We start from the raw sequence: 22,527 nt of genomic DNA, 5'->3' as shown, positions 1-22,527 counted from the left end.
GTTTGAACTGGCTAAGTGGAAATTTTATAGATAATTATTTTTAGTTTAGTTTAAAAAATAGGTTATTGCTTCGATTGATGTTGCTGGGCGGTATATAACTAAGTACTCATTAGGGCGTTGTGGTTGCTGTTGAGCTAATTTTCATCAGGGATAAAAAAGCTCCGCCAAATTGGCAGAGCTTGGTTGACGTCAAAAGACGTTATACTTTGAATCGATTGAGTATGTTCTCTTGTTGGTGAACATTACTAAACTGCTCGGTCATTGCTGTGTTCGCATTGTTAGCCGAATCGGAAACCTGTTCACTAAGATCTTTAATCTTGATGGTGTTGGCATTGATCTCCTCTGCAACTAAGCTTTGCTCTTCAGCTGCCGCAGCAATTTGCATATTCATGTCAGAAATCTGCGCGATAGATTGGCGGATACGTTCCAACGCATCATTTGCGCTTTGTGCTCTTTCAACTGCAAGGCTAGCGCTCTCTTTACTCTGAGTCATAGCGCTAGAGACAGAATGCGCCCCACTTTGTAGTTGCTCTATCATACTGCGAATCTCTGTGGTTGATTCTTGAGTACGTTGTGCAAGCGTGCGAACTTCATCGGCGACAACAGCAAATCCACGACCAGATTCACCAGCACGAGCAGCTTCAATAGCCGCATTGAGTGCTAGTAGATTAGTCTGGTCGGCAATGTCGTTGATAACTTTAAGTATGGTTTCAATGTTATCTGTTGCCCTCTCAAGGCCTTGGACTTCAACTACCGCATCTTCAATACTGTGTGAAAGGTTGGTGATCGCCGATGTTGTGTCTAATACAACAGCCGAGCCTTCCTGTGTTGCATTGTCTGCTGCTTGAGCGGCACTGGCTGCTCCTTGAGCATTGTTTGCAACTTCAGCGGAGGTACTTGCCATTTCATTCATCGCCGTAGCAAGTTGTTCCAATTCTTGCAACTGGGTATTCATTGCTATTGCCGAGTGCTTTGAGCCTTCAGTTGTTTGTTGAGTCAGGGCAAGAATCTTGGTGGAGATCTCTTTAGATTGAATGATCTGTTGCTGAAGATTTGCAGTAAAGGTGTTAAATCCCCTTGCTAGTTCGGCAAACTCCTCATCGGTATCTGTATCCAAACGATGGGTTAAATCGCCGTCTCCGTTCGCCACATCTTGAATCGCTGTATTGAGGTCGTTCAATGGGCGCATAAGGAAACGAATGAGTAATGTTAGTGCAATGACACTAACAATTAGACCCGTCAAAATGAAGAAAATTGACTGATTTCGTAGTTCGCCAATTGCAGAGAAAGCGATGTCTTTATCGATAATCGCACCAACATACCAGTGCTCCTCCGGTACTTGAACCAGATTAACCTGATAGTCTTTGCCATCAAGCTTTAATTCCTGAACACCCTCGGAGAGTGTAATACCTGGCAAAAACTTGCTAATTGGCTCTCCGTTTAAACTACTGTTTGGGTGCGCGATAGTCATGCCTTTATTTGTCACTACGAATAAATAGCCAGCGTTGAATAAATTGGTTTGGTTTACCAGATCTGCGAGTGTTGTTAGGGTTACATCGAATACTACGCTACCAATGAAACGCCCAGTTTTATCATTAAGCGGTGAACCCAGAGAAATAATGACGTTCTTTGTCGAGGAGTCTACGTAAGGATCGGTAATGATAGTGTTTCCCGACGACTTAGCTTCTTGATACCAAGGACGTGACCTTGAATCATAAGAAGCATCTGGCACCCATCCATCATTACTTACTAGGGAACCGTCGTTTTCGTAGCCAACACCAACTGCTTGGAAACTGGATTTAAGTGTCGGTGTTGTTATGACGTTGTTGACATAGTCATTCTCAGTGGGCGCAATTTCTAGTGATTCAGTGACGGCACTCGCTAAATCGCGCTTGGAGTTTAGATCATAATTAATGGTGTTTTTAACACCGGTAATAAGCTCATGAATACTGCCGTCAATATGACTTTGCAACTCAGAGCGAACAGTAACAAGTTGGGTAATTCCGAGAGTGGAAACGGTCACGAGCAGCAAGGCTGCTGAGGCCGAAACGATTTTGTGACTAAATTTCATACTACGTCCTAGATTGGCTTAAACCTATAGCCGATTGGCTAGCCAGTACTGCTTTGATAATTATCATTATTTTTAGGGTTAATAAGAACAGTGTCTTGTATAACTCTAAATGTTATCGGTGGCAAGCAGCATTACTTTAGGAGTTATGTCATTAAAAATGACTGGTCGGTGTTCTGATATAGAGAGGCTTAGTAGATTGTTCTGTAATGGCTTGGGACAGTTATGATACAACATAGACACAGTAGTGAGAGAACGACGAGTTCTTAGCAGATTTGATAGAAAGTGTCGTATTAATAGGATGGTAATATGAAAACAATAGGTTTGTTAGGCGGAATGAGTTGGGAGTCTACGGCTAACTACTACAAGGCCATCAATGAAGGTGTTAAGCGAGAGCTAGGTGGCTTCCACTCTGCTAAAGTTGCACTATATAGTGTCGATTTTGCGGAAATAGAGAGCTTACAACGTCAGGGGGATTGGGACGCTGCCGCCAGTTGTTTAAGTGAATCTGCCAAGTGTATCGAAGCGGCAGGTGCCGACTGTTTATTGATATGCACCAACACCATGCATAAAGTTTCGTCAGAAATTGAAAGTATCATATCAATTCCTTTACTGCATATTGCTGATGCTACCGCAGAGCGTCTGAAGTATGACGGGGTTACTAAAGTTGGCCTATTGGGTACCGCGTTCACAATGGAACAGAGCTTTTACAAAGGGCGTCTTGAGCAGAAGTACGATATTGAAGTCGTCGTGCCTAACCCAGAGCAACGAGCACTCGTCCATGAAGTTATCTATAGTGAGCTAGTAAAAGGAAAGGTGAGTGATACCTCGCGTCAAAGCTACTTAACGATCATTGAGAGTCTAAGAAATAGCGGTGCACAAGCGATTATTCTAGGGTGTACCGAAATAGCGATGCTAATAGAGCAAAAACACACAAATGTTCCTTTATACGACACAACTCAGATTCACAGTGAAGCCGCTGTTGAGTTTGCATTAAACCAGTAGGCAGAAAATATCTAGAGCACGACAGGAGCTAATAAAAGTGAAAGGCGTTCCACATTTATTATGAGATTTTGATCGTGCTTTATAATATTTGAGAGGAAAGTCACGAATTTTGCGACTATAAATAACATTCTTGTTGGCTGTTTATCATAGAGGCAATGGTGTTCTTTCCCAAAGTAGTGTTTGTTCTGATTGCGTTGATACTGTTTACGAACAGCACTTTGGCCATTGAGCGTAGCCCCGATACTCTTATAATCTCGAATTCGAAAGCATGGAAACCATACTCGTATCTTGATGAAAACAATCAACCAGCAGGTATCCTCATCGATTACTGGCGCGCTTACGGGGTTGCAAACGATGTTGAAGTTCAGTTTAAGTTGGTTGATTGGCAATCGTCGCTAGACTTAGTCAAAAACAATCAAGCCGATGTTCATGCGGGGTTATTGTGGTCTAAAACGCGTGCTAATTATCTTGAGTTTGGTAGTGAAATATTCGAAATCGATACCCAACTTTATTTTCATAGTGGTTTGCAGTCTTTTAATGTTAATTCGTTCTTGATGGGAGGACATAACTATAAGGTAGGCGTAGTTTCTGGAAGCTATGAAGTTGAGTTTCTACAGACGAACTACCCGAATGTTGAATTAACCTTGTACGATAATAATTCGAAGTTATTGCAAGCGGCTTTTTCCCACCAGATTCGTGCTTTTGTAGCGGATCTTCAGGTTGCGAATTACTATTTATATACGTCGTCGAACACAAGTGAATTTATTGGTGTAAAACATCTTTATTCCGGTGCATTGTATTTTGCTGTGGCCAAGAGCAAAGCGGCAACGCTTGATGTTTTGATCCCTAACTTCCGTAAAATCAGTGCTGATGAACGCCAGCGTATACTCAGTCGATGGATGCACATTGAGACCGTGTATCCTGAACATCTATTACCGATCATTGGCATTATGATCATGCTCGGTGTGTTCGTTTATATACTTTTACTGCGCTATACGGTAAACACTAGAACCAATGAACTAGCTAACGCAAATAGAGAATTAAAGGTCCTGTCTGAAACCGATGCATTAACAGGGTTAAGTAATCGCCGCTATTTTTTAGAAAAACTAGAGAAGTATCGACATACTGATGGTTATCTTGCGATTATCGTTATCGATATTGATGATTTTAAGACAATCAACGATACATTTGGTCATGTTCAAGGCGACAAAGTGATCAAGTCTGTTGCGAGCTCTATTCGGTCGTTACTCAGAAGTAATTGTGTCATCGCGCGTATTGGTGGCGAGGAATTTGCACTGGTCTATGTGTATCAAGGATTTGAATATTCTTATCAACTGTCACAAAATATCTGCCGCTCTATCAGAGAGTTAGAAGTTAAGGACATCGGCTCACAATCAGTTACAGTGAGTGTCGGTTGTGCGGTGTACGAAGATGCGTCGGAGTGTGAGACACTATATGAAGCCGATAGACTTATGTATGTTGCTAAAAAGCAGGGGAAAAACCGTGCTGTGGTAGAGCTAATATCCTCACAGGCTAAGAGAATGTCCACGATAGACAAGTGATGACACCTCTTTTACGAATAGATGTCGAAGTAGATGAATCAAAAAACAAACCTCAATCTTCTCTATACCCTAGAAGTGCTGTTAGCTGAGAAGCACGTGAGTCGCGCGGCTGAAAGGCTGAACTTAACTCAATCCGCGGTAAGCCGGCAGCTTAGTCAATTGCGTGATATCTATCATGATCCTTTGCTGGTAAGAAACGGCAACCATTACGTTTTGACTCCGCGTGCTGAGAGATTAGGAGCGGAGCTTGAAGGTTTGTTCCAAAACATTACCAAGGTGTTAGGTCAAGCGGACTTTGATCCACTGCTGTTCGATCAAACGTTCACCTTTTCTTCTTCTGACTATGTGGCTCAATATATACTTCCGGAGCTCGTTGAACAGCTATCGTCTTTGGCTCCGGCGATGCAATTTGCCTACCGGCTATGGGAACCGGACAACCTAGCTAAACTTAGTGAAATCGATGTCCAGTTAGCATCCACTATGTTGCCAGAAGCGCCTCAAGGTTTGAGTTCTCAGCAAATAGGGGAGGATATCCCTGTCATTGTGACTCGCAAGAATCACCCCCTATCTGGATCTAAAACAATTGCAGAGCGGGAATTGGGCGAATATCCGCACATTCGAATCTCTGGTGGTGGAGATAAGGACAGTTTCCTTGATAGAGAAATGAAGGCGCGGAGCTTAAAGCGAAGAATTCTAGTTTCTACGCCTTTTTTCTCTTCAGCCTTTGCGTTGTTGCAGCAAACCGACGCATTGTTGACTGTTCCACTACATATCGCGGTGAATCTCCAAAAGACCCAAAAATTACATGTTATCGATATCCCGTTTACTGTACCTATTCATAAGTATTGGCTGTTATGGCACCCTAAGTATGACCATGAACCCGCGCACAGTTGGACTCGTGAACATGTGTTGTCCATCATGCGTAGTTCAATGTATTCGGTTCGGTAACCTAGTAGTAGGAGAGAACTGACGTGGTGGTTATGACTCAATTTCATCACGATGATGATAAATGGTGATTTCAAATCATAATGTTGCGGTGATAAAGTGGCTCCAGTTATTTGAGGAGCTGTTATGACTTTTACTGTTTGGTTATCTTTAGTTGCAATCTGTCTTCTTGGGGCAATGTCCCCAGGTCCTAGTCTCGCTATTGTCGCAAAACACAGTTTAGCTGGGGGAAGGAATCATGGACTGGCAACAGCATGGGCACATGCATGCGGAATTGGAGTTTATGCACTGGTAACGGTTCTTGGTTTGTCGGTGTTGCTACATCAATTCCCGATTGTTTTTAAAACAATATCATTGCTAGGTGCACTCTATCTTGCGTGGCTAGGATTCAATGCTATTCGTTCAAAAGGTGGAATTGTCGAGCGCCTTGAGTCGGGCAAACAGGTATCGGTAGCATCAGCGGCAAAGGAAGGGCTGTTTATCTCACTTCTGAGTCCGAAAATCGCGTTATTCTTTACCGCACTATTTAGCCAATTTGTTGCGATAGGAAGTGAAGTCTCAGATAAAGCCATTATTGTCGCGACACCTCTGATTATCGATGGGCTGTGGTACACACTCATTACCTTTATGCTGTCATCGCCAAGATTGTTAGATTCATTGAAGTCGAAAGCGAAAATTATTGACCAGTTGTCGGGTGTTGTCTTAATACTCCTAGCTGTTCGTGTCGTTTATACTTTGTGATTCTATTACTAGAGCAATACTAAGATAGTTGAATCAATAGCTTGAGAGATGCCATTTAACTTCTTACACTTAGGAAATAACGGACTATCTTGAGACTGTAATTTGAAATTGAAAAAGCCATTGATTCTCTGCTCTTTAGTGATTGGCCTTACTGGTTGTCTTCATAGTGCTTCAGAGGAACCTAGACCAAGTGTGTTTACATTGGAGAATGTTGACCGCTTAGTGAATGAAGACATTCTTCAGCCAGAGCAACTCGATCCTGATGAGAAAGACTATAAATACGTAGCTGGAGCTACTGATCTAAATAACGATGGCAATGATGAATTGCTTGTTCTTATGCAGGATCCTTATTTTTGTGGTTCTGGGGGCTGTACTGCCTACCTATTCTCCTCATCGGGTGACGTAATTACCAGAATGACGGTGACACGAAAGCCTATCCTTGTTTCAGATCGAACAACGAATGGTTGGAAAGACTTTTACGTTTGGAGTAATGGTTCTCTGAGAACGATGAGCTTTGATGGAAAAGCCTATCCGACAAATCCATCTGTCGCACCTGAGTATAGTCGAGAGCGTGAAAAACAAACTGCAGAACAAACTCTAGAGGTTCAAGAGATTGTGGTTCAAGACGGCTATGGTATCGCCATGGTTGAAGAGCTTCCCATTTTCTATCCTGCTCATAGTTACCAATTTACTTTTAGACACTATGGTGACCCGGAAAACTTATACCTGTTTAAAATCAACATGGTGACGGGTGAATCTGAGCTAGAAACTCTACCAATCCCAAAAGAGAAAGATAGTGCTCAAAAGTAACCATTCTCAGTAATGAGATAGGGTTTGCATCGCAATCGTCGACACTATGTCCTAGTCTGATTATGTTAGTAAAAGCTAAAGGACTAGCAGATGCAACGACAAGTTCTACCAAAAGTGGTCGTGATTAAACAAGTAGTACTTTCTGCTCTTGTTATGATTGCGCCTGCTTTTGCGGGACATAGCAGTGATACTGTCCACCTTTACAACTGGGAAGCCTACCTCTCTCCAACGGTCAAAAATGACCTTAAATCAAAACATAATATTGCCATTGAAGAGTTCTTCTTTTCTGACGAAACGGTGCGTGATGAACTGCTCCTTAGTGAAAGAGGCCGCACCATTGATTTGGTCGTCGTAGAAAGTGTGCGATTACAGATGTTAGCGAAACAGGGAGCTATACAAAATATAAGCTCTATTCAAAATCGAATAGTCGATAGATTTGAAAAACGCTGGTTGGAGGCGTGTGGCGAGTATGGCATCCCATACTCATGGGGAACCAGTGGTATTTTGTACCGTAGTGACAAGATACAAAAACCAGTGACATCTTGGGCATCATTGCTGAAGCCTGACAAAGTTCTTCAAAATAAGATCTCTATGTACTATCACCCAATCGATCTTATTAGTGCGGCGATGTTGTTTCTAAAGTATGACCCTTTTTCAGATGACGAAGAAAAACTTCACGATGCCTACCAACTGCTGGCGGAGCAGCGACCTTTTTTAAATTCCACACAGTATATTTTGGAGGCAATCCAAGAGCCGAAAAAACTTGATAATGTTTATATGGCATTTGGCTTTTCTGGCGATGACTATGTGTTAAACCAATTGAGTGATTCTGACGAAGTTCAATGGAAATATGTGGCTCCTGAAGAAGGTACTGTGGTATGGCTTGAATGCCTTGCTGTGCCTACGGGTAAACCTGTTAGCAAAGCAACGAGCAAAGCTATCGATTTCTTATCTTCTCCTGAGGTCGCAGCCTTGAATGCCGAAGAATCTTGGTTTTCGTCGCCTAACCTCAACGTAACTCCCTACCTGAGTCAAGAGTACCTAAACGACCCTATCATCAATCCAGCACCTGATTTAATCGAGCGTAGTTATATCTATCGGCCAGTCAGCGATACTGGTCTGCGGTTAAGACAGCGGATAGTAGAAGATTTGAGGTGACGATGAAGTTATTGCAGAGGTTGCACCTGGCATTGATACCAACAATTGGCGTGATTACTCTCGGCGCTGGAGCTTTACTCTATCAGTGGCAACTCGATGAATATAAGAAACTTGAACGTTCCAAGTGGATTGCAAATGTAGAAGCGGCTCTAAAAGCGACCAGATTTGAAATAAAAGGTATCGAGGCGTTAGGTTATGAGATATCAGGCAGTACGCAATTTTTGCGTCACATTCAAGACACAGGCGAGCTCAGTAGCCGAAACTTCCTTGAGTCACACATCAATTATGTACTAAGTCGAGATCATAGTCGGCAAGAGAGCAACACTGCAATCTATGTACTAGATGAAATGTTTACCATGACAGCCGCCTCTTCTAAGTCGAATCCATTTAGTGCTCGTTCTTTGCCTGACGACCTTTACCAGCATGTCTTTGACTCTCACGTTAAAGTTTCTCTTGGGGAACCTTTTGATCAGTCGGGAAATATCTATCAATCTTTAACAGGAGAGGTCAGGTACAGCTCTACAGGAGCTTATGACCCTACATTACCTCCTGATGACAAATATGTGGTAACTAGATCAGATCGTAGTTTATTAATTGTTGATGGCAGTCTTTTAGAAATTAACGCTTTGTTTAGCGAAGCATCTCAGTATCCTTACATTAGCTTGGAGTTTAGCAAGGGTGCCATAGAAGACAATAGTAGTTCCAACATTGTGGTTACAGAGTTGGGTAGTGAATTTATCGATGGCAACGTTATACGTATTGCTGGGTCTGCGTTAGTCGTCGATTTGAATATCCTTGACTCTCATTACGCGTCGATCAAAACGGAACTTGTAATAGAAGTATTCGGGTATTTGGTTCTGGTAATGCTCGTACTATTAGTTGTAATTCATTTCAATATACGCCGTCGAATACTCTATCCAATTGATGCTTTGCTGTCAGAAATTCATAAAGGTGGCTTGGAACTGAGGTATTTCAAAAGAGCTAAAGGAACCGATGAAGTATCAGTGTTAAAAAACGCTTATATAGATAGTTTGAGTAAGGTGAAATTTGAAGCGGAGTTTGATGGTCTTACTCGTCTTGCTAATCGTAGGTCATTTATTCACTTTGTAGAGCAGCGTATCGCTAGTTATTCGACTAGAACGACTTATATTGTTGCATGGGACATCATAGACTTCAGGCGAATCAATGATCTTCATGGGGCAAAAATAGCAGACCAAGTGTTGAAGAATCTTGCAAGAGAAATAGAGGTGTTTGTTGGACATTGTCAAGAAGATAGGGGAACAGCGACCAGTGATTATTCAGTTTGCCGCTATGGTAGTAACACATTCTGTGTACTTATAGATGCAAATGATGAAAACGAGGTGAAGTCACAAATTGTTAATAGTGAGAAGACGCTCAAGCGGGCGGGACTACTTGATGCTCTACCCATTAATTTAGACCTCGCAATGGCTATTTTCCCGTTGTGTCGTAAAGACCAAGCAAACTTATGGCAAAAAGGGCTAGAAGTGGCCTTGAATAAAGCTAAGCAAATCAAAAACCAACGCTCTCTAGTACTATTTGACGACCAACTTTTGGAGGATTTATCCCGTATTGATGATATAGAAAGAGTACTGCTGAAATGCACCCAAACGCATGGTTTTGAGCTACGTTACATGCCTCTTATAGACTCAAAAACAATGGAGATCGCCAGTCTTGAAGTGTTAGTCCGATGTCCAGTGCTACAAGCAAAAGGTATTGGACCAGATGAGTTTATCCCTGTGGCAGAAAAGGCGAATATCATAGGCCTTATTGATAGTTGGGTCATTGAAAACTCGCTGAAAGATTTACAGAAAATGGAAACGGATTGCGGCTATACCGGAAGTCTCTCGATTAACATTTCCGCATTGGAGCTCTACAATAATGAGTTTATTGAGCATATATGTAGCCTCTGTAGTCGTTACGGTGTCAAGCATCATAAAGTTACTCTAGAAGTAACAGAGACCAGTTATGTCCGAAGTACACAGGATACGGTCGCTATTATTTCAGGACTTAGAGAGTTAGGCTTTAAAGTGTCACTGGATGACTTTGGAACAGGGTATGCTTCAATCAACCAATTGCTGCATTACCCTGTTGATGAACTGAAAATTGATAAGAGCTTCGTTGACCGAATTAGTGGCGAAGTGAATCAGGAGCGCATGCTTAACTCAATTATAGCGCTAGGTCACAACTGTCACGCTAAAGTAGTTGGGGAAGGCGTCGAAAATGCCAATCAATACCGCTATCTGACTGAAATTGGCTGTGATTACTTACAAGGCTACTTCTTTAGTAAACCGCTTGGTTATTCCAAGTTCTGTGAATTCTATAAGATCGGCCGACATGAAACGCTTTCTACCAAGGTGACCAGCATCAAAGTAGCTGACCACAAATTTTAAACGTTAAGTGGATAGCGCTTTGCGTGATAGCTGCGTCAGTGTCTCGGTTAGGCTGCTTCGTTTAAGGTTAACCTCTTGCGATAGGGAAACATCGAGTACCAACTCCATATCACTCAATTCGATAGTTTTTGACAGCTCTTCTTTAATTCTCTGAACTAGCTTATCGGAAATTAATGAACCTTCTGCCTTGCCGAGAATAATGAATTGGGCACCACTATAGCGATAAAGCAGTAAATCATCGGTTAGAAAAGCAGTCACCCTTTGCGCCGCGGTTTTGATGATGACATCGCCGTAGTCGATGCCGTATTTTTGATTCACTTCAGCAACGTTTTGCACTCTGATTGATAGCAAATTGTAGTGAGGTGCAGTGAGGTTTGCTTTAATGTCAGTTGTAAGAGCAACTCGATTCAACAAGCGTGTGAGTGGATCTCTTCGTTGAATGGTCTGCCGCATTTTGGTTTCAATCCAGAAAATCACCGAAATAACGATGAATAATACGATTAACGCCACTGTACTTACCTTCTGAAGTACTAATAAGCGTTCTATTAAAGTGCGACTTTTCTCGCTCAGAGGGCTCTCTATTTGGAATTTATTATTAATAAAATGAATGACTTCATTAAAGTTAAGTTTAATGCGTTGGTTGAGTGCAGTTTGAAGTTCCGGCTTTTCCTGTAACAGTTTTAAGGATCGCTCAAGAGCTTTGAATTTGTCGAATTGAGCGATGAAGAAGTCATGATAGTTAGCCTGCTTGATGAAGTTAGCGGATTCTTTGCTGTTCAAGATAATGTCAAAACGACTCCAAGTGAGGTCATAAGAGAGCCAAATCTTCTCTGTATCGAGTGGTGTAATATGGGTTTGAGTGATGAAGTTTGAATATTCTTTGACGAGTTGCAGTATGAACCAGGTTGCCTCATTTTTGCGTTCAGATAGGTCCTCGTTAATATGGTTAATACGATCGATGGTAATCACGTTCACTGCCAAAACGCAGGAAGTGATAATGATCAGAATGAGCTTCGCCAGATTGATAGGAAACTGACGAATAGCGCGAGTATTTAACATCTCAGTAGCTGACTTCTTTTAATTGCCAAATCATCATAGCGTGATAGTCGGTTGTATTAATCTCTGGAAATTGAGAAATAGGAAATATCACCCAAAAAGGCCCTTTATCTCTGACAGACATTTTTCCCCCATTTTTACGATTGGCAACAATAGGGTTGTATGCTTGAATATCTTTGAGACTAATCGTGACTTTATAATCATTCAGTGCGACAAAGGTAACCATGTCAGGCACTTGCGCGTTTGCTTGCGAAAAAAGCTCAATAAGCGAAACACCGGTAAAATGATTTTCTCCTTCTAACCAAGGTAATTCAGTCTTGATACTGGTTTGTGGCATATTCGCCAAATCTTCGTCTGTGTATGTCTTGAAAGTGACACCTTCGCTCTTGATGGTTAGATCAGAGGCGAAAGTTAGGGAAGAGAAGAGCGCACATAATACAATCGTACTCTTGAGCATAATGAAGTTCCTTTTCGTTGCCACATTCATAGTTTAGGAAGCGTGTTTGCGTAATCAACGTAGGAGGTGTTTCATATATGAGACAGGGACAAAATGAAATCGAGGAACTATTTGATAATAAAGCGAACCATTCTTGAAGCGTTTTGTTGAAAGTAGATAGATAACTAGAACAAAAAAGCCGAGCATTTATGCTCGGCTTAGTCGTCTAGGTTTTGGAACTGAGTTTTAAGCGAGAAGATCGTTAGCAGTAGTTACGACATTCTCAGTCGTAAAGCCAAACATCTTAAATAGCTCGCCTGCAGGTGCAGATTCACCGAATGTTGTCATACCGATGATCTTGCCACCAAAACCAACATACTTGTACCAGAAGTCAGCAATACCCGCTTCAATAGCGATTCTTGCTGTCACATCTGAAGGAAGTACAGACTCGCGATACGCTTCGTCTTGTTTATCAAATACGTCTGTTGCTGGCATTGAAACAACACGTACTTGCTTTCCTGCTTCAGTCAATTGTTGAGCGGCACTGACGGCTAACTCAACTTCAGACCCTGTTGCAATCATGATTAACTCAGGCTTGCCTTCGCAATCTTTGAGCACGTAAGCTCCTTTTGCGATATCAGCAACTTGCTGAGTGCTACGTTCTTGTTGAGCTAGGTTTTGACGAGAGAAAATTAGTGACGTTGGACCGTCTTTACGCTCGATGGCGAATTTCCAAGCAACCGCTGACTCAACTTGGTCACATGGACGCCACGTACTCATGTTTGGTGTTAAGCGTAATGATGCCATCTGTTCAACTGGTTGGTGTGTTGGGCCATCTTCACCCAGACCAATAGAATCGTGAGTATAAACTTGGATGTTTTGCACTTTCATCAGTGCCGCCATACGCATTGCGTTACGAGCGTATTCCATGAACATCAAGAACGTTGCCCCGTAAGGAACAAAGCCGCCATGTAGTGCGATACCGTTCATGATCGCAGTCATACCAAACTCACGCACACCATAGTGGATGTAATTCCCAGAGGCGTCATCAGCTGTTAGCGACTTAGAACCTGACCACATAGTTAGGTTTGACGGTGCTAGGTCAGCAGAACCACCTAGGAATTCTGGTAGCATTGCACCAAAAGCTTCAAGTGCATTTTGAGATGCTTTACGTGATGCAATATTTGCTGGATTAGCTTGAAGATCGGCGATGATTTGACTTGCTTTTTCCTCCCATTGAGCAGGAAGTTCACCGTTTACACGACGTTTGAATTCTGCGGCTAACTCAGGGTAAGCTGCTTCATACGCTGCAAGTTTTTCGTTCCACGCTGCTTCCTTAGCCGCGCCCGCTTCCTTCGCATCCCACTCTGCGTAAACTTCTGTCGGAATTTCAAAAGGACCGTACTCCCAGCCTAGTTGCTTACGTGTTGCCGCGATCTCTTCTGCGCCTAGTGGTGCACCGTGGCAGTCATGAGAGCCAGATTTGTTTGGAGAGCCAAAACCGATGATGGTCTTAGTACAAATAAGAGTAGGGCGAGGGTCTGCTTTCGCTGCGATAATTGCCGCGTTGATCGCATCTGAATCGTGACCGTCTACTGCAGGGATAACGTGCCAGCCATACGCTTCAAAACGTTTTGGAGTATCGTCAGAGAACCAACCTTCCACTTCACCATCAATAGAGATGCCGTTGTCATCCCAGAAAGCGATTAGCTTACCAAGGCCTAGTGTACCCGCGAGAGAACACGCTTCATGAGAAATGCCTTCCATCAAGCAGCCATCACCCATAAACGCATAGGTAAAGTGGTCAACGATGTCATGACCTTCTTTGTTGAATTGTGCTGCAAGTGTCTTTTCAGCTAGCGCCATGCCCACAGCGTTAGTGATACCTTGGCCTAGAGGACCAGTGGTTGTCTCAATGCCTGGTGCATAGCCATACTCTGGATGCCCTGGTGTTTTTGAGTGCAGTTGACGGAAGTTTTTAAGGTCGTCAATAGAAAGCTCGTAACCTGCGAGGTGAAGTAGAGAGTAAATCAGCATTGAACCGTGACCGTTAGACAGTACGAAACGGTCGCGGTCCGCCCACTCAGGGTTTGACGGGTTGTGGTTTAAGTGAGAGCGCCAAAGAACTTCAGCGATGTCAGCCATGCCCATAGGAGCACCTGGGTGGCCAGAGTTAGCTTGTTGAACGCCGTCCATGCTTAATGCACGGATAGCGTTTGCTAGGTTTTTACGATCCATAATAAACACCGAATAAATTTGATATTGGAGAGGGGAAATTAAAAGGGGAACGCAAACGTTCCCCTTTTATTAATCGTGTGGATTAAAGCTTAGCTTCAATCATTGCTTCTAGTTTGCCTTGGTCTACGGCGAAGTTGCGAATGCCTTCAGCCAGTTTCTCTACTGCCATTGGGTCTTGGTTATGATCCCATAGGAACTCGGCATGAGTCATCGCTGCTGGGCGTTCTTTAGAACCTTTTGAGTCAACAAGCTTCTCTACCACTTCACCTTCAGCTGCCTCTAGTTCAGCCAGAAGTTGTGGAGCGATAGTCAGACGATCACAGCCTGCTAGCTCAAGAATCTCACCGATATTACGGAAGCTTGCACCCATGACAACGGTGTTGTAACCGTGGTCTTTGTAGTAGTTGTAGATGCTTGATACTGAGATAACGCCTGGGTCTTCTGATGCTTCGAAGTCACGGCCTTCTTTCGCCTTGTACCAGTCCATAATACGACCTACGAAAGGTGAAATTAGATAAACACCAGCTTCCGCACATGCGCGAGCTTGAGCGAATGAGAATAGTAGCGTTAGGTTACAGTTGATGCCTTCTTTTTCTAGAATCTCAGCCGCACGAATACCTTCCCATGTAGAAGCCAGTTTGATTAGGATACGGTCATTGGCGATGCCTGCATCATTGTACATTTTGATAAGTTGACGCGCTTTAGCAACACTACCTTCAGTATCGTAAGAAAGACGAGCGTCTACTTCAGTAGAGATGCGACCTGGGATAGTTTTAAGAATTTCTTTACCGATGTTAACCGCTAGCATGTCACAAGTGTCTTGAACTTGTTGTGCTTTATCGTCGCTTTGAGTTTTAGCGTATTCAATCGCTTGGTCGATAAGCGGCGCGTAATCAGCGATTTGTGCTGCTTTCAAAATCAGAGATGGGTTAGTTGTTGCGTCTTCTGGTTGGTACTTACGAATTGCTTCGATATCACCAGTGTCCGCTACTACAGTAGTCAATTTGCGAAGTTGCTCTAATTTGTTGCTCATCGGTACGTTCCTATTCTTGAGGGCATAAATTTGTGAGGAATGGCCTCATACTACAAATGCTATGTTACGAGCCAAAGTTTCAACTTTACGTTGGATTAGCTCATAAACCTTTTCCGTGTTAGTGAACAAATATGCGTGAACATATGTATCACTTCTGAGTAAATGTTGAACCCATATTTACCCTATGCAGAAATAATGTCAATGAAATACTGGTCTGAAAAGTAGTATTCATAAGGTTATTTTTGTTTTTTGATAACGCAAGCGTACTTCAATGTCGATTCTATGTTTTATAAGGTCTGTGGGCTGCTTTTTCTGCTGAAATCTTGACCTGAGAAAATGTAATGGTATTGAGCGAATGCTTAGTTCTGTTTATCATTGAGCATATGTATAAGGTGTGAACCAATGAGCGCCACTATTTCCCTATTAGGTGAGTGATAATGAAAAATGAAATTAGCGAAACGGGCAATGACTTGCTGACAGAAATTGCCGTTGCCTATTACCAAGATGGTGCAACACAAGAGGAGATCTCTAAGAAGTTTGGTGTGTCACGAGCCAAAATTGGTCGCCTTCTAAAGCAAGCAAGAGATGAAGGTATTGTCGAGATCACGGTTAAATACCACCCGGTATATAGTGCTAAGATCGAACAGCGTCTGATTGAACGTTTTGGTGTTAAGCGAGCGCTCATTGCGTTGGACCAAGCTGATGAAGAAGCACAGCGTATGCAAGTAGGAGGGCTAGTTTCAAACTATCTAGCGCAGACACTAAAAGGCGGAACTGTGGTGACAGTAGGGCAAGGCAGAAATGTTTCAGCTGTAGCTCACCATATGGGGGTGATTACTCCTAGAGATTGCAAGTTTGTTTGTGGGATTGGAGGAATTCATCCGCGTGGGGGGCGCTTTAATGCCGACCATATTTGTCGTCAATTGGCGAAAAAATACGGTGGTAGCTCTGAAACCTTATATGCACCGGCATACGCTGAAAATAAAGATCAAAAGTTAGCGTTTATGCAAAATGCTACGGTCAAGCAGACTCTAGATTTAGCGCGTAAAGCAGATATGGCTATCGTAGGTGTCGGTGATATGAGTGAGAACAGTTACATGGTTGATTTAGGATGGTTTACCGCTGATGAAGTTGTTCAATCGAGATTGAATCAGGGAGTAGTTGGTGATTTTGCTGGTTATGATTTCTTCGATATCCAGGGGCAAGCCGCCAATACGGTGATGAGTGATCGAGTGATTGGCTTGGGGCTGGAAGAGTTTCGTATGATATCAGAGGTGATTGCGATCGCTTCTGAAAATAGCAAACCAATGGCGCTGCTCGGAGCGTTGCGTACCGGCGTAATCGATGTGGTGGCAACCAGTGTAAGTAATGCTTTAACAGTGTTGAACCTTGATGAGCAAATGAAGAATTTACCGAACTAAACACCGCAGATTATGCAAACTCTGTGGCTTTGATTAATTCCAACAAAAATGAGTACCGAGCGGCAAGTTGCTTTCGTTTTTTCTTTACAAAATAAAGTGGTTCACTGACCAAATGTTCAGTGGGCCAAACATTAACTTTATCTTTATAGCCTGAATACTCTATCGCAACTTTAGGTAATACAGTGACACCAATGCCCATAGAGACAGGCTGTAATATCTGACTATGCTGGTTAATGTAGGTGACTTTATTAAAATCTTTCCACTCTGCCTGCTTGAGCTCTTCGAGTCGGCTGTCTTCGATGTATTTCTGTAAGTAATATTGCGCATCAGGATGATCGACTACGCCAAGCTGATTAATCGCTTCTGATGCCGAAAATTTAGCTACTGCATCTCTACTACCAATCAGACATAGCTCTAGTTGTCCTATGTACTCTGCTGACAGTTCAGGGTTCTGAATCGAAGCCGTGACCATGCCAGAATCAATAGTGCCATTACTAATACTCTCTATGATCCGACGGTTTGGCGCTGCTTCAACATTGACCTTCAAACTCGGATATCGTTGCTGCAGATCCAGCAAACTTGGGTAGAGTGCGGTAATGATAGCGCCCGACGCTGAAAAGCTAAGGTTACCTGATTCAGGGTCATCGTATCGTAGACGTTCAAGTAACATGTTCTCCCTATTGGCTAGTTCAAGGGCATATTCATACACTAAACGCCCTTGCTCCGTGAGCTCAAAACTCTTTCCTTCTCGAGTAAGCAACTCAACATTAAGGCTAGCCTCGAGCTTTTTAATATGTTGGCTGACGCCGGGTTGTGTCATGAAGAGCTTTTCTGCGGTTTGGGTAAAGTGCCCGATCTCTACTAGAGTTTTAAAAGTATTTAGCCAAGTCGTATTTGTCATGACAGTTTCGTAGATAACAATTGATTATAGTTTTTAGGTTATATGATAACTATTGGCTAATCCACAACGAAATACTCAAGTTTTATCACCTAAAGGACATCTACTAATGACTTCAGCCAATACAAACCATACCTACCCACGTTGTTTTAGCCACATTGGAATATCTGTGCCTGATCTGGAAGCGGCCGTTAAGTTTTATACCGAGGTATTAGGTTGGTATCTCATCATGCCGCCGACCGATGTAACTGAAGACGACTCCGCTATTGGTGTTATGTGCACAGACGTTTTTGGGGAAGGCTGGGACCACTTTCGAATTGCTCATCTGTCCACCGGTGACAGGATTGGCGTAGAGCTATTTCAGTTCAAAGATCAGCAAAACCCAGAAGATAACTTTGAATATTGGAAGACCGGCATTTTTCATTTTTGCGTACAAGACCCAGATGTTGAAGGATTAGCTGACAAAATCGTCGCGGCAGGTGGTAAACGACGAATGAAAGAGCCACGTTACTATTACCCGGGAGAGAAACCGTACAGAATGATCTATATGGAAGACCCGTTTGGTAATATTCTAGAGATCTATTCACATAGCTATGAGCTTCATTACTCAAGTGGTGCTTATAACGGGTAGCGAAAGGAAGCAGGTCCCATAGACCTGCTTGTCTTCTTTTACTTTTCTACAGGTAGGTCAATACGTTGACCCCATTCAGTCCATGAGCCGTCATAGACAGATAAATTATGATAACCGCAGACATAAGCGCCAAGAGCAAGAATACAAGCCGTTACGCCGGAACCACAGCTGAACACCATATGCTCACGTTTACTTGCTGAGATAGCAGAATACAAAGGAGCAAGATCTTCTAACGGTTTGAGGATACCGTTGTTGATGAGTTCAGCAAAAGGCAGGCAAACAGAATTTGGAATATGACCGCTTCTGACACCTTCTCTTGGTTCTTTCACTTCGCCTTTAAAGCGTGCTAAAGAGCGAGCATCGACAATATGAGCGTTTTGCTTTTCGGAATACGTAAGAACTTGTTCTGCTGATAGGAAGTAATGCTGATCTAGTGACAGAGAAGGGGAGGTGGGCGCTCCAATCGAATAATCTTCATCGCAATCGTAACCAGCTGTTTTCCAAGCAGGTAAGCCTCCGGAGAGCACATAAACCTCACTTAATCCCATTGCTTTAAGCATCCACCACGCACGAGGTGAAGCATAAGTACCGGAATTATCATAAACAACTATCGTACTGTTTTCAGTAAGGCTCAGTTTCGAAGCTAGTTCATTGAAGCGTGCTTCAGTTGGCATCATATGAGGAAGAGAACTGTCTGGGTCGCAAAAGACGTTGTCATAATCAAAGCGCTGAGCGCCAGGAATTACTCCACTTTTGTCCTTTTCAGGCTCTAGCGGAATTTGAAATTCGATACTGGCATCAAGAACAATAATGTCGTTGTTAGCATCTAGCTGTTGCTTTAGCCATTGAGGAGAAACAATAGGTTGTGTCATCAATGATTTCCTTATCTGTTGAGGCAATGCTGAAGGCGATAGGTCTTGGTATTAGAAACTGAGCTCTGTTGTGAGCTTAGTGTGACTTCTGAACCTACGGGGCATAATGTTGCTTTATCTGTAGCGACACGGCTGTTACTACCGTCTCTATGTTCCACGATGAGGTAGTAACGATTGCCGTCTAAAGATTGTGTGAGAACATGGCTTATTACTTTGGCTTGTTCTGTTTTTTCTGTATTTGAATCTGAAGATAGGAGAAGCAACAAGAATCCAACACCCACAGCGAGAATAGCAAATGCGATGGTTAGTTGTTTCATTAGTACTTCTCCATAGACTACTCTCTATACACCACAAACTTTGCAGGCCTTGGATTTAGGCAACCCCATGTCTCGCCAGCTTAATGATAAACCATCAAATATTAATAGCTTACCTATTTTAGGCTGCCCATAGTTAGCGAGGACTTTTATCGCCTCTAGTGCCTGCGTAGCACCAATGATGCCAACGACAGGTGACATGACGCCAGCTTCAACACAGCTTAGCGTTGTATCTCCAAACAGTGCGCTTAAACAAGCATAGCAAGGTAGGTTATCGTCTTGATATGTAAAGACTGATACTTGCCCTTCCATCCTAATCGCAGCCCCACAGACTAGAGGCTTTTTGTGTTTAAAGCAAAGGCGATTGAGTTGGTTACGAGTATCTACATTATCAGTGGCATCAAGAACAAGGTCGTGTTCTTTAATTTGTGCTTCGAGAGCAGCATCGTCCAAGCGATGATTAATGGTTTTAATCATCACATTAGGGTTTATCTTGCTTAACGCAGTTCGGGCTGACTCAACTTTATCTACACCAATAGAGTCATCGTTGTGTAATACCTGTCGTTGCAGGTTTGATAGCTCCACCTTATCGTCATCGACTAAGGTGAGCGAACCAATACCCGCCGCGGCAAGATACTGACTAGAGGCACAACCTAAACCACCGGCTCCAATAATCAAAATTGAAGATTGTTTGAGTGCTTCTTGTCCATCAAAATCGAAGTTCTTCAATATAATTTGACGGTTATAGCGAAGCATCTCTTCATCAGACAGTATGTCCACAATAGCCTCGTTAGAATAAAGTTGGATTAAACAACTGGATTTGAACCGTTTCTCCCACATCAATTGACGTACGGTCGCGCTCTAGCACAACAAAGCAGTTTGCTAAGCTCATCGATCTAAAGGCTCCTGAGCTTTGGTTTCCGGTCGTTTCGACTACAAACTGGCCATCTTCAATTGCATAGATACCGCGTTGATAATCGGTTCTTCCAGGAGCTTTTTTGAAAGCGCTGCGTGTGATGGCAGGAATAGACTCCGGCTCTTTCCATTCTGAGTGACCGGAAAGCTTAGCGATGAGAGGTTGTACTAGGACATACATAGTTAATACTGCAGAAACAGGGTTTCCTGGTAATCCGCAGAACCAAGCGTTGTCCAGCTCACCAAAAGCGAAAGGCTTACCGGGCTTGATAGCAAGTTTCCAGAAGCCAATTTGACCTAATTCTTCAAGAATATCTTTAGTATAGTCAGCTTCACCAACGCTTACGCCACCCGAGGTAATAACAACGTCGGCTTGTTGTTGCGCTTGCTCGAATGTGGCCTTCAGTGTTTCTGGGCAATCAGGAATGATACCTAAATCAATAGCCTCACAACCGAAGTTCTCAATAAGCGGTTTGATTCCGTAACGGTTGCTATCGTAAATCTGTCCATCTTCTAGCTCAGTACCAAGCGGGCGCAATTCATCTCCTGTAGAAAAGAAAGCAACAACTGGTTTACGGAAGACGCTGATGTGGCTAATTCCTAACGTAGCGATCATAGGAATATCGCGTGCGGTCAAACGAGCCCCTTTTTTTAATACGACGTCATTTACTCGAATATCATCACCGGTAGGACGAATGTTCATGTTCGTTTTCGGAGAACATTGGTTGAACGTAATGTTATCACCGTCTACCGTGGTGTTTTCTTGCATAATGACGGCATCACAACCCTCTGGAATTTTCGCACCGGTCATGATTCTGACCGTTGTCATTGAAGGCCAATCACCCTCATAAGGTGCGCCGGCAAATGACTTACCAACCATTGATAGGGTAGTACTTTGCTCTAAGTCACGGAGGCGAATGGCGTAGCCATCCATTGCGGAGTTATCAAAGGGAGGCACGTTAATAGGGGAAAGAATGTCTTCTGCTAACACATACCCAAGCGCGTCAGGTAACGGCAGTGTGAGAGTGTCAGTAACAGGGGTAATTGGTGTGAGCATTTTATCCAATGCTTCTTCTATAGGCATTAAGCCTGGTGCGTCGCAGCAACCCATAAGATAAGCCGTCCTAATTGATTCAGTGGAACTATTTAATTCAATAAAGTCTCCGGAATGTAACACATTTTGTCTGAAGAGACGCTTACTCCTATGGATAAAATAGCCAAAAACATGCTTCAAATCATAATGCATACAAAGCAATACAGAATTTGTGGGTGTAATTGATGAAAATTCCGAGTATCCTTGTGCCCCCTTACGGGTGTTAGTGCGAGGAAGTAAGATGTCAGGATTAAGTGAATCAGCAAAATTGGTGAAAGCCGCGTTATCAGAGCGAGGGCTAGAAACACCGATGCTGCCAAATGAAGTCAGTCGTGAAGAAAAGAAAGAGCGTATTGAACATCATATGCGCGAAATTCTTACATTGTTGCAGCTTGATCTACAAGACGATAGTTTGATGGAGACGCCGCATCGCATTGCTAAGATGTATGTGGACGAAATTTTCTCAGGCCTAGACTACGAGAACTTCCCTAAAATCACCGTCATCGAGAACAAGATGGACGTTAGTGAGATGGTTCGTGTTAAAGACATCACGGTAACGAGCACTTGTGAACACCACCTTGTTACCATTGACGGTAAAGCGGCAGTCGCCTATATCCCTCGCGGTAAAATCATCGGTTTGTCTAAAATTAACCGTATCGTCAGGTTCTTCGCACAGCGTCCACAAGTTCAAGAACGCATGACGCAACAAATTCTGGTTGCTCTGCAAGCATTGCTTGAAACCGACGATGTCGCAGTAACAATTGATGCAGTACATTACTGTGTGAAGTCTCGCGGTGTCATGGATGCTACCAGCGAAACGACGACTACAGCATTGGGTGGCATCTTTAAATCCAAACCAGCGACTCGACATGAGTTTTTGCATGGACTGCGATAGTTCTTTCTGGAAGACGCATCACATA

Annotated in this window: 20 protein-coding genes; 10 read left to right on the top strand and 10 right to left on the bottom strand. The window is 43.1% G+C overall.

The features are described 5' to 3' along the window. Nucleotides 1-199: 199 nt before the first annotated feature. Nucleotides 200-2,071, bottom strand: a complete 1,872-nt coding sequence (locus VME0621_RS02920; protein WP_062455498.1) for a methyl-accepting chemotaxis protein — start codon at nt 2,069-2,071, stop codon at nt 200-202. 306 nt (nt 2,072-2,377) lie between these two features. Here VME0621_RS02920 and VME0621_RS02915 point away from each other — a divergent pair, with 306 nt between their 5' ends. The 7 genes from VME0621_RS02915 (at nt 2,378) to VME0621_RS02885 (ending at nt 10,700) form a co-directional block, all read left to right on the top strand. Then, nucleotides 2,378-3,073, top strand: a complete 696-nt coding sequence (locus VME0621_RS02915) for an aspartate/glutamate racemase family protein (RefSeq protein ID WP_062455497.1) — start codon at nt 2,378-2,380, stop codon at nt 3,071-3,073. A gap of 155 nt (nt 3,074-3,228) precedes the next feature. Continuing rightward, nucleotides 3,229-4,635, top strand: a complete 1,407-nt coding sequence (locus VME0621_RS02910) for a sensor domain-containing diguanylate cyclase (RefSeq protein ID WP_062455495.1) — start codon at nt 3,229-3,231, stop codon at nt 4,633-4,635. 33 nt (nt 4,636-4,668) lie between these two features. Next, on the top strand, nt 4,669-5,583 hold the full coding sequence (locus VME0621_RS02905; protein WP_062455493.1) for a LysR family transcriptional regulator: 915 nt from the start codon (nt 4,669-4,671) through the stop codon (nt 5,581-5,583). 123 nt (nt 5,584-5,706) lie between these two features. Then, on the top strand, nt 5,707-6,321 hold the full coding sequence (locus VME0621_RS02900) for a LysE family translocator (protein WP_006070556.1): 615 nt from the start codon (nt 5,707-5,709) through the stop codon (nt 6,319-6,321). Nucleotides 6,322-6,423: 102 nt separating this feature from the next. Continuing rightward, the gene (locus tag VME0621_RS02895; protein WP_231892898.1) at nt 6,424-7,131 is read left to right on the top strand and encodes a COG3650 family protein; all 708 of its coding nucleotides are present in this window, start codon (nt 6,424-6,426) and stop codon (nt 7,129-7,131) included. 90 nt (nt 7,132-7,221) lie between these two features. Then, nucleotides 7,222-8,289 (top strand): ABC transporter substrate-binding protein, encoded by a 1,068-nt coding sequence (locus VME0621_RS02890; RefSeq protein WP_062455490.1) that lies wholly within the window; start codon nt 7,222-7,224, stop codon nt 8,287-8,289. A gap of 2 nt (nt 8,290-8,291) precedes the next feature. Then, the gene (locus VME0621_RS02885) at nt 8,292-10,700 is read left to right on the top strand and encodes a bifunctional diguanylate cyclase/phosphodiesterase (protein WP_062455488.1); all 2,409 of its coding nucleotides are present in this window, start codon (nt 8,292-8,294) and stop codon (nt 10,698-10,700) included. 3 nt (nt 10,701-10,703) lie between these two features. On the opposite strand, the gene VME0621_RS02880 is transcribed toward VME0621_RS02885, so the two are convergent. The 4 genes from VME0621_RS02880 to tal form a co-directional block, all read right to left on the bottom strand. Then, nucleotides 10,704-11,759: a GGDEF domain-containing protein gene (locus VME0621_RS02880; RefSeq protein ID WP_006070552.1), complete on the bottom strand. Its 1,056-nt coding sequence runs from the start codon at nt 11,757-11,759 to the stop codon at nt 10,704-10,706. A 1-nt stretch (nt 11,760) separates the two neighbouring features. Beyond that, entirely contained in the window at nt 11,761-12,213 is a 453-nt protein-coding gene (locus tag VME0621_RS02875) for a putative pterin-binding protein (protein ID WP_006070551.1), read from the bottom strand. 225 nt (nt 12,214-12,438) lie between these two features. Continuing rightward, nucleotides 12,439-14,430: a transketolase gene (tkt, locus tag VME0621_RS02870; protein ID WP_062455485.1), complete on the bottom strand. Its 1,992-nt coding sequence runs from the start codon at nt 14,428-14,430 to the stop codon at nt 12,439-12,441. An 82-nt stretch (nt 14,431-14,512) separates the two neighbouring features. Continuing rightward, nucleotides 14,513-15,463 (bottom strand): transaldolase, encoded by a 951-nt coding sequence (gene tal, locus VME0621_RS02865; protein ID WP_006070549.1) that lies wholly within the window; start codon nt 15,461-15,463, stop codon nt 14,513-14,515. A 437-nt stretch (nt 15,464-15,900) separates the two neighbouring features. Between tal and VME0621_RS02860 the strand changes: the two genes are divergently transcribed. Then, nucleotides 15,901-16,884: a sugar-binding transcriptional regulator gene (locus tag VME0621_RS02860; protein WP_062455482.1), complete on the top strand. Its 984-nt coding sequence runs from the start codon at nt 15,901-15,903 to the stop codon at nt 16,882-16,884. A 10-nt stretch (nt 16,885-16,894) separates the two neighbouring features. Here the strand turns inward: VME0621_RS02860 and VME0621_RS02855 are convergent, their stop codons facing one another. Then, nucleotides 16,895-17,785 (bottom strand): LysR family transcriptional regulator, encoded by an 891-nt coding sequence (locus VME0621_RS02855; RefSeq protein ID WP_062455480.1) that lies wholly within the window; start codon nt 17,783-17,785, stop codon nt 16,895-16,897. A 106-nt stretch (nt 17,786-17,891) separates the two neighbouring features. Here VME0621_RS02855 and VME0621_RS02850 point away from each other — a divergent pair, with 106 nt between their 5' ends. Then, entirely contained in the window at nt 17,892-18,413 is a 522-nt protein-coding gene (locus VME0621_RS02850; RefSeq protein WP_038226516.1) for a lactoylglutathione lyase family protein, read from the top strand. A 38-nt stretch (nt 18,414-18,451) separates the two neighbouring features. Here VME0621_RS02850 and VME0621_RS02845 read toward each other — a convergent pair whose 3' ends face one another. Genes VME0621_RS02845 through moeA form a run of 4 tightly spaced genes read right to left on the bottom strand, consistent with a single transcriptional unit; the run spans nt 18,452 to nt 21,625 of the window. Then, the gene (locus VME0621_RS02845; protein ID WP_062455477.1) at nt 18,452-19,285 is read right to left on the bottom strand and encodes a sulfurtransferase; all 834 of its coding nucleotides are present in this window, start codon (nt 19,283-19,285) and stop codon (nt 18,452-18,454) included. An 11-nt stretch (nt 19,286-19,296) separates the two neighbouring features. After that, complete coding sequence (locus tag VME0621_RS02840) at nt 19,297-19,602, bottom strand: hypothetical protein (RefSeq protein WP_006070544.1); 306 nt, start codon at nt 19,600-19,602, stop codon at nt 19,297-19,299. A gap of 24 nt (nt 19,603-19,626) precedes the next feature. Beyond that, entirely contained in the window at nt 19,627-20,379 is a 753-nt protein-coding gene (gene moeB, locus VME0621_RS02835) for a molybdopterin-synthase adenylyltransferase MoeB (RefSeq protein ID WP_062455474.1), read from the bottom strand. 10 nt (nt 20,380-20,389) lie between these two features. Next, nucleotides 20,390-21,625, bottom strand: a complete 1,236-nt coding sequence (moeA, locus tag VME0621_RS02830; protein ID WP_062455471.1) for a molybdopterin molybdotransferase MoeA — start codon at nt 21,623-21,625, stop codon at nt 20,390-20,392. 223 nt (nt 21,626-21,848) lie between these two features. Between moeA and folE the strand changes: the two genes are divergently transcribed. Next, nucleotides 21,849-22,502, top strand: a complete 654-nt coding sequence (gene folE, locus VME0621_RS02825) for a GTP cyclohydrolase I FolE (RefSeq protein ID WP_038226529.1) — start codon at nt 21,849-21,851, stop codon at nt 22,500-22,502. The last annotated feature ends 25 nt before the right edge of the window (nt 22,503-22,527 follow it).

The sequence above is a fragment of the Vibrio mediterranei genome, assembly GCF_900088415.1.
GTDB lineage: Bacteria > Pseudomonadota > Gammaproteobacteria > Enterobacterales > Vibrionaceae > Vibrio > Vibrio mediterranei.
This window is presented reverse-complemented; position numbering and strand designations above follow the sequence as displayed.

Bases quoted from the DNA above. Each gene is read 5' to 3' on its own strand.
- VME0621_RS02920 (WP_062455498.1), bottom strand. From the start codon at position 2,071: ATGAAATTTAGTCACAAAATCGTTTCGGCCTCAGCAGCCTTGCTGCTC.
- VME0621_RS02915 (WP_062455497.1), top strand. From the start codon at position 2,378: ATGAAAACAATAGGTTTGTTAGGCGGAATGAGTTGGGAGTCTACGGCT.
- VME0621_RS02910 (WP_062455495.1), top strand. From the start codon at position 3,229: ATGGTGTTCTTTCCCAAAGTAGTGTTTGTTCTGATTGCGTTGATACTG.
- VME0621_RS02905 (WP_062455493.1), top strand. From the start codon at position 4,669: ATGAATCAAAAAACAAACCTCAATCTTCTCTATACCCTAGAAGTGCTG.
- VME0621_RS02900 (WP_006070556.1), top strand. From the start codon at position 5,707: ATGACTTTTACTGTTTGGTTATCTTTAGTTGCAATCTGTCTTCTTGGG.
- VME0621_RS02890 (WP_062455490.1), top strand. From the start codon at position 7,222: ATGCAACGACAAGTTCTACCAAAAGTGGTCGTGATTAAACAAGTAGTA.
- VME0621_RS02885 (WP_062455488.1), top strand. From the start codon at position 8,292: ATGAAGTTATTGCAGAGGTTGCACCTGGCATTGATACCAACAATTGGC.
- VME0621_RS02880 (WP_006070552.1), bottom strand. From the start codon at position 11,759: ATGTTAAATACTCGCGCTATTCGTCAGTTTCCTATCAATCTGGCGAAG.
- VME0621_RS02875 (WP_006070551.1), bottom strand. From the start codon at position 12,213: ATGCTCAAGAGTACGATTGTATTATGTGCGCTCTTCTCTTCCCTAACT.
- tkt (WP_062455485.1), bottom strand. From the start codon at position 14,430: ATGGATCGTAAAAACCTAGCAAACGCTATCCGTGCATTAAGCATGGAC.
- tal (WP_006070549.1), bottom strand. From the start codon at position 15,463: ATGAGCAACAAATTAGAGCAACTTCGCAAATTGACTACTGTAGTAGCG.
- VME0621_RS02860 (WP_062455482.1), top strand. From the start codon at position 15,901: ATGAAAAATGAAATTAGCGAAACGGGCAATGACTTGCTGACAGAAATT.
- VME0621_RS02855 (WP_062455480.1), bottom strand. From the start codon at position 17,785: ATGACAAATACGACTTGGCTAAATACTTTTAAAACTCTAGTAGAGATC.
- VME0621_RS02850 (WP_038226516.1), top strand. From the start codon at position 17,892: ATGACTTCAGCCAATACAAACCATACCTACCCACGTTGTTTTAGCCAC.
- VME0621_RS02845 (WP_062455477.1), bottom strand. From the start codon at position 19,285: ATGACACAACCTATTGTTTCTCCTCAATGGCTAAAGCAACAGCTAGAT.
- VME0621_RS02840 (WP_006070544.1), bottom strand. From the start codon at position 19,602: ATGAAACAACTAACCATCGCATTTGCTATTCTCGCTGTGGGTGTTGGA.
- moeA (WP_062455471.1), bottom strand. From the start codon at position 21,625: ATGGGTTGCTGCGACGCACCAGGCTTAATGCCTATAGAAGAAGCATTG.
- folE (WP_038226529.1), top strand. From the start codon at position 21,849: ATGTCAGGATTAAGTGAATCAGCAAAATTGGTGAAAGCCGCGTTATCA.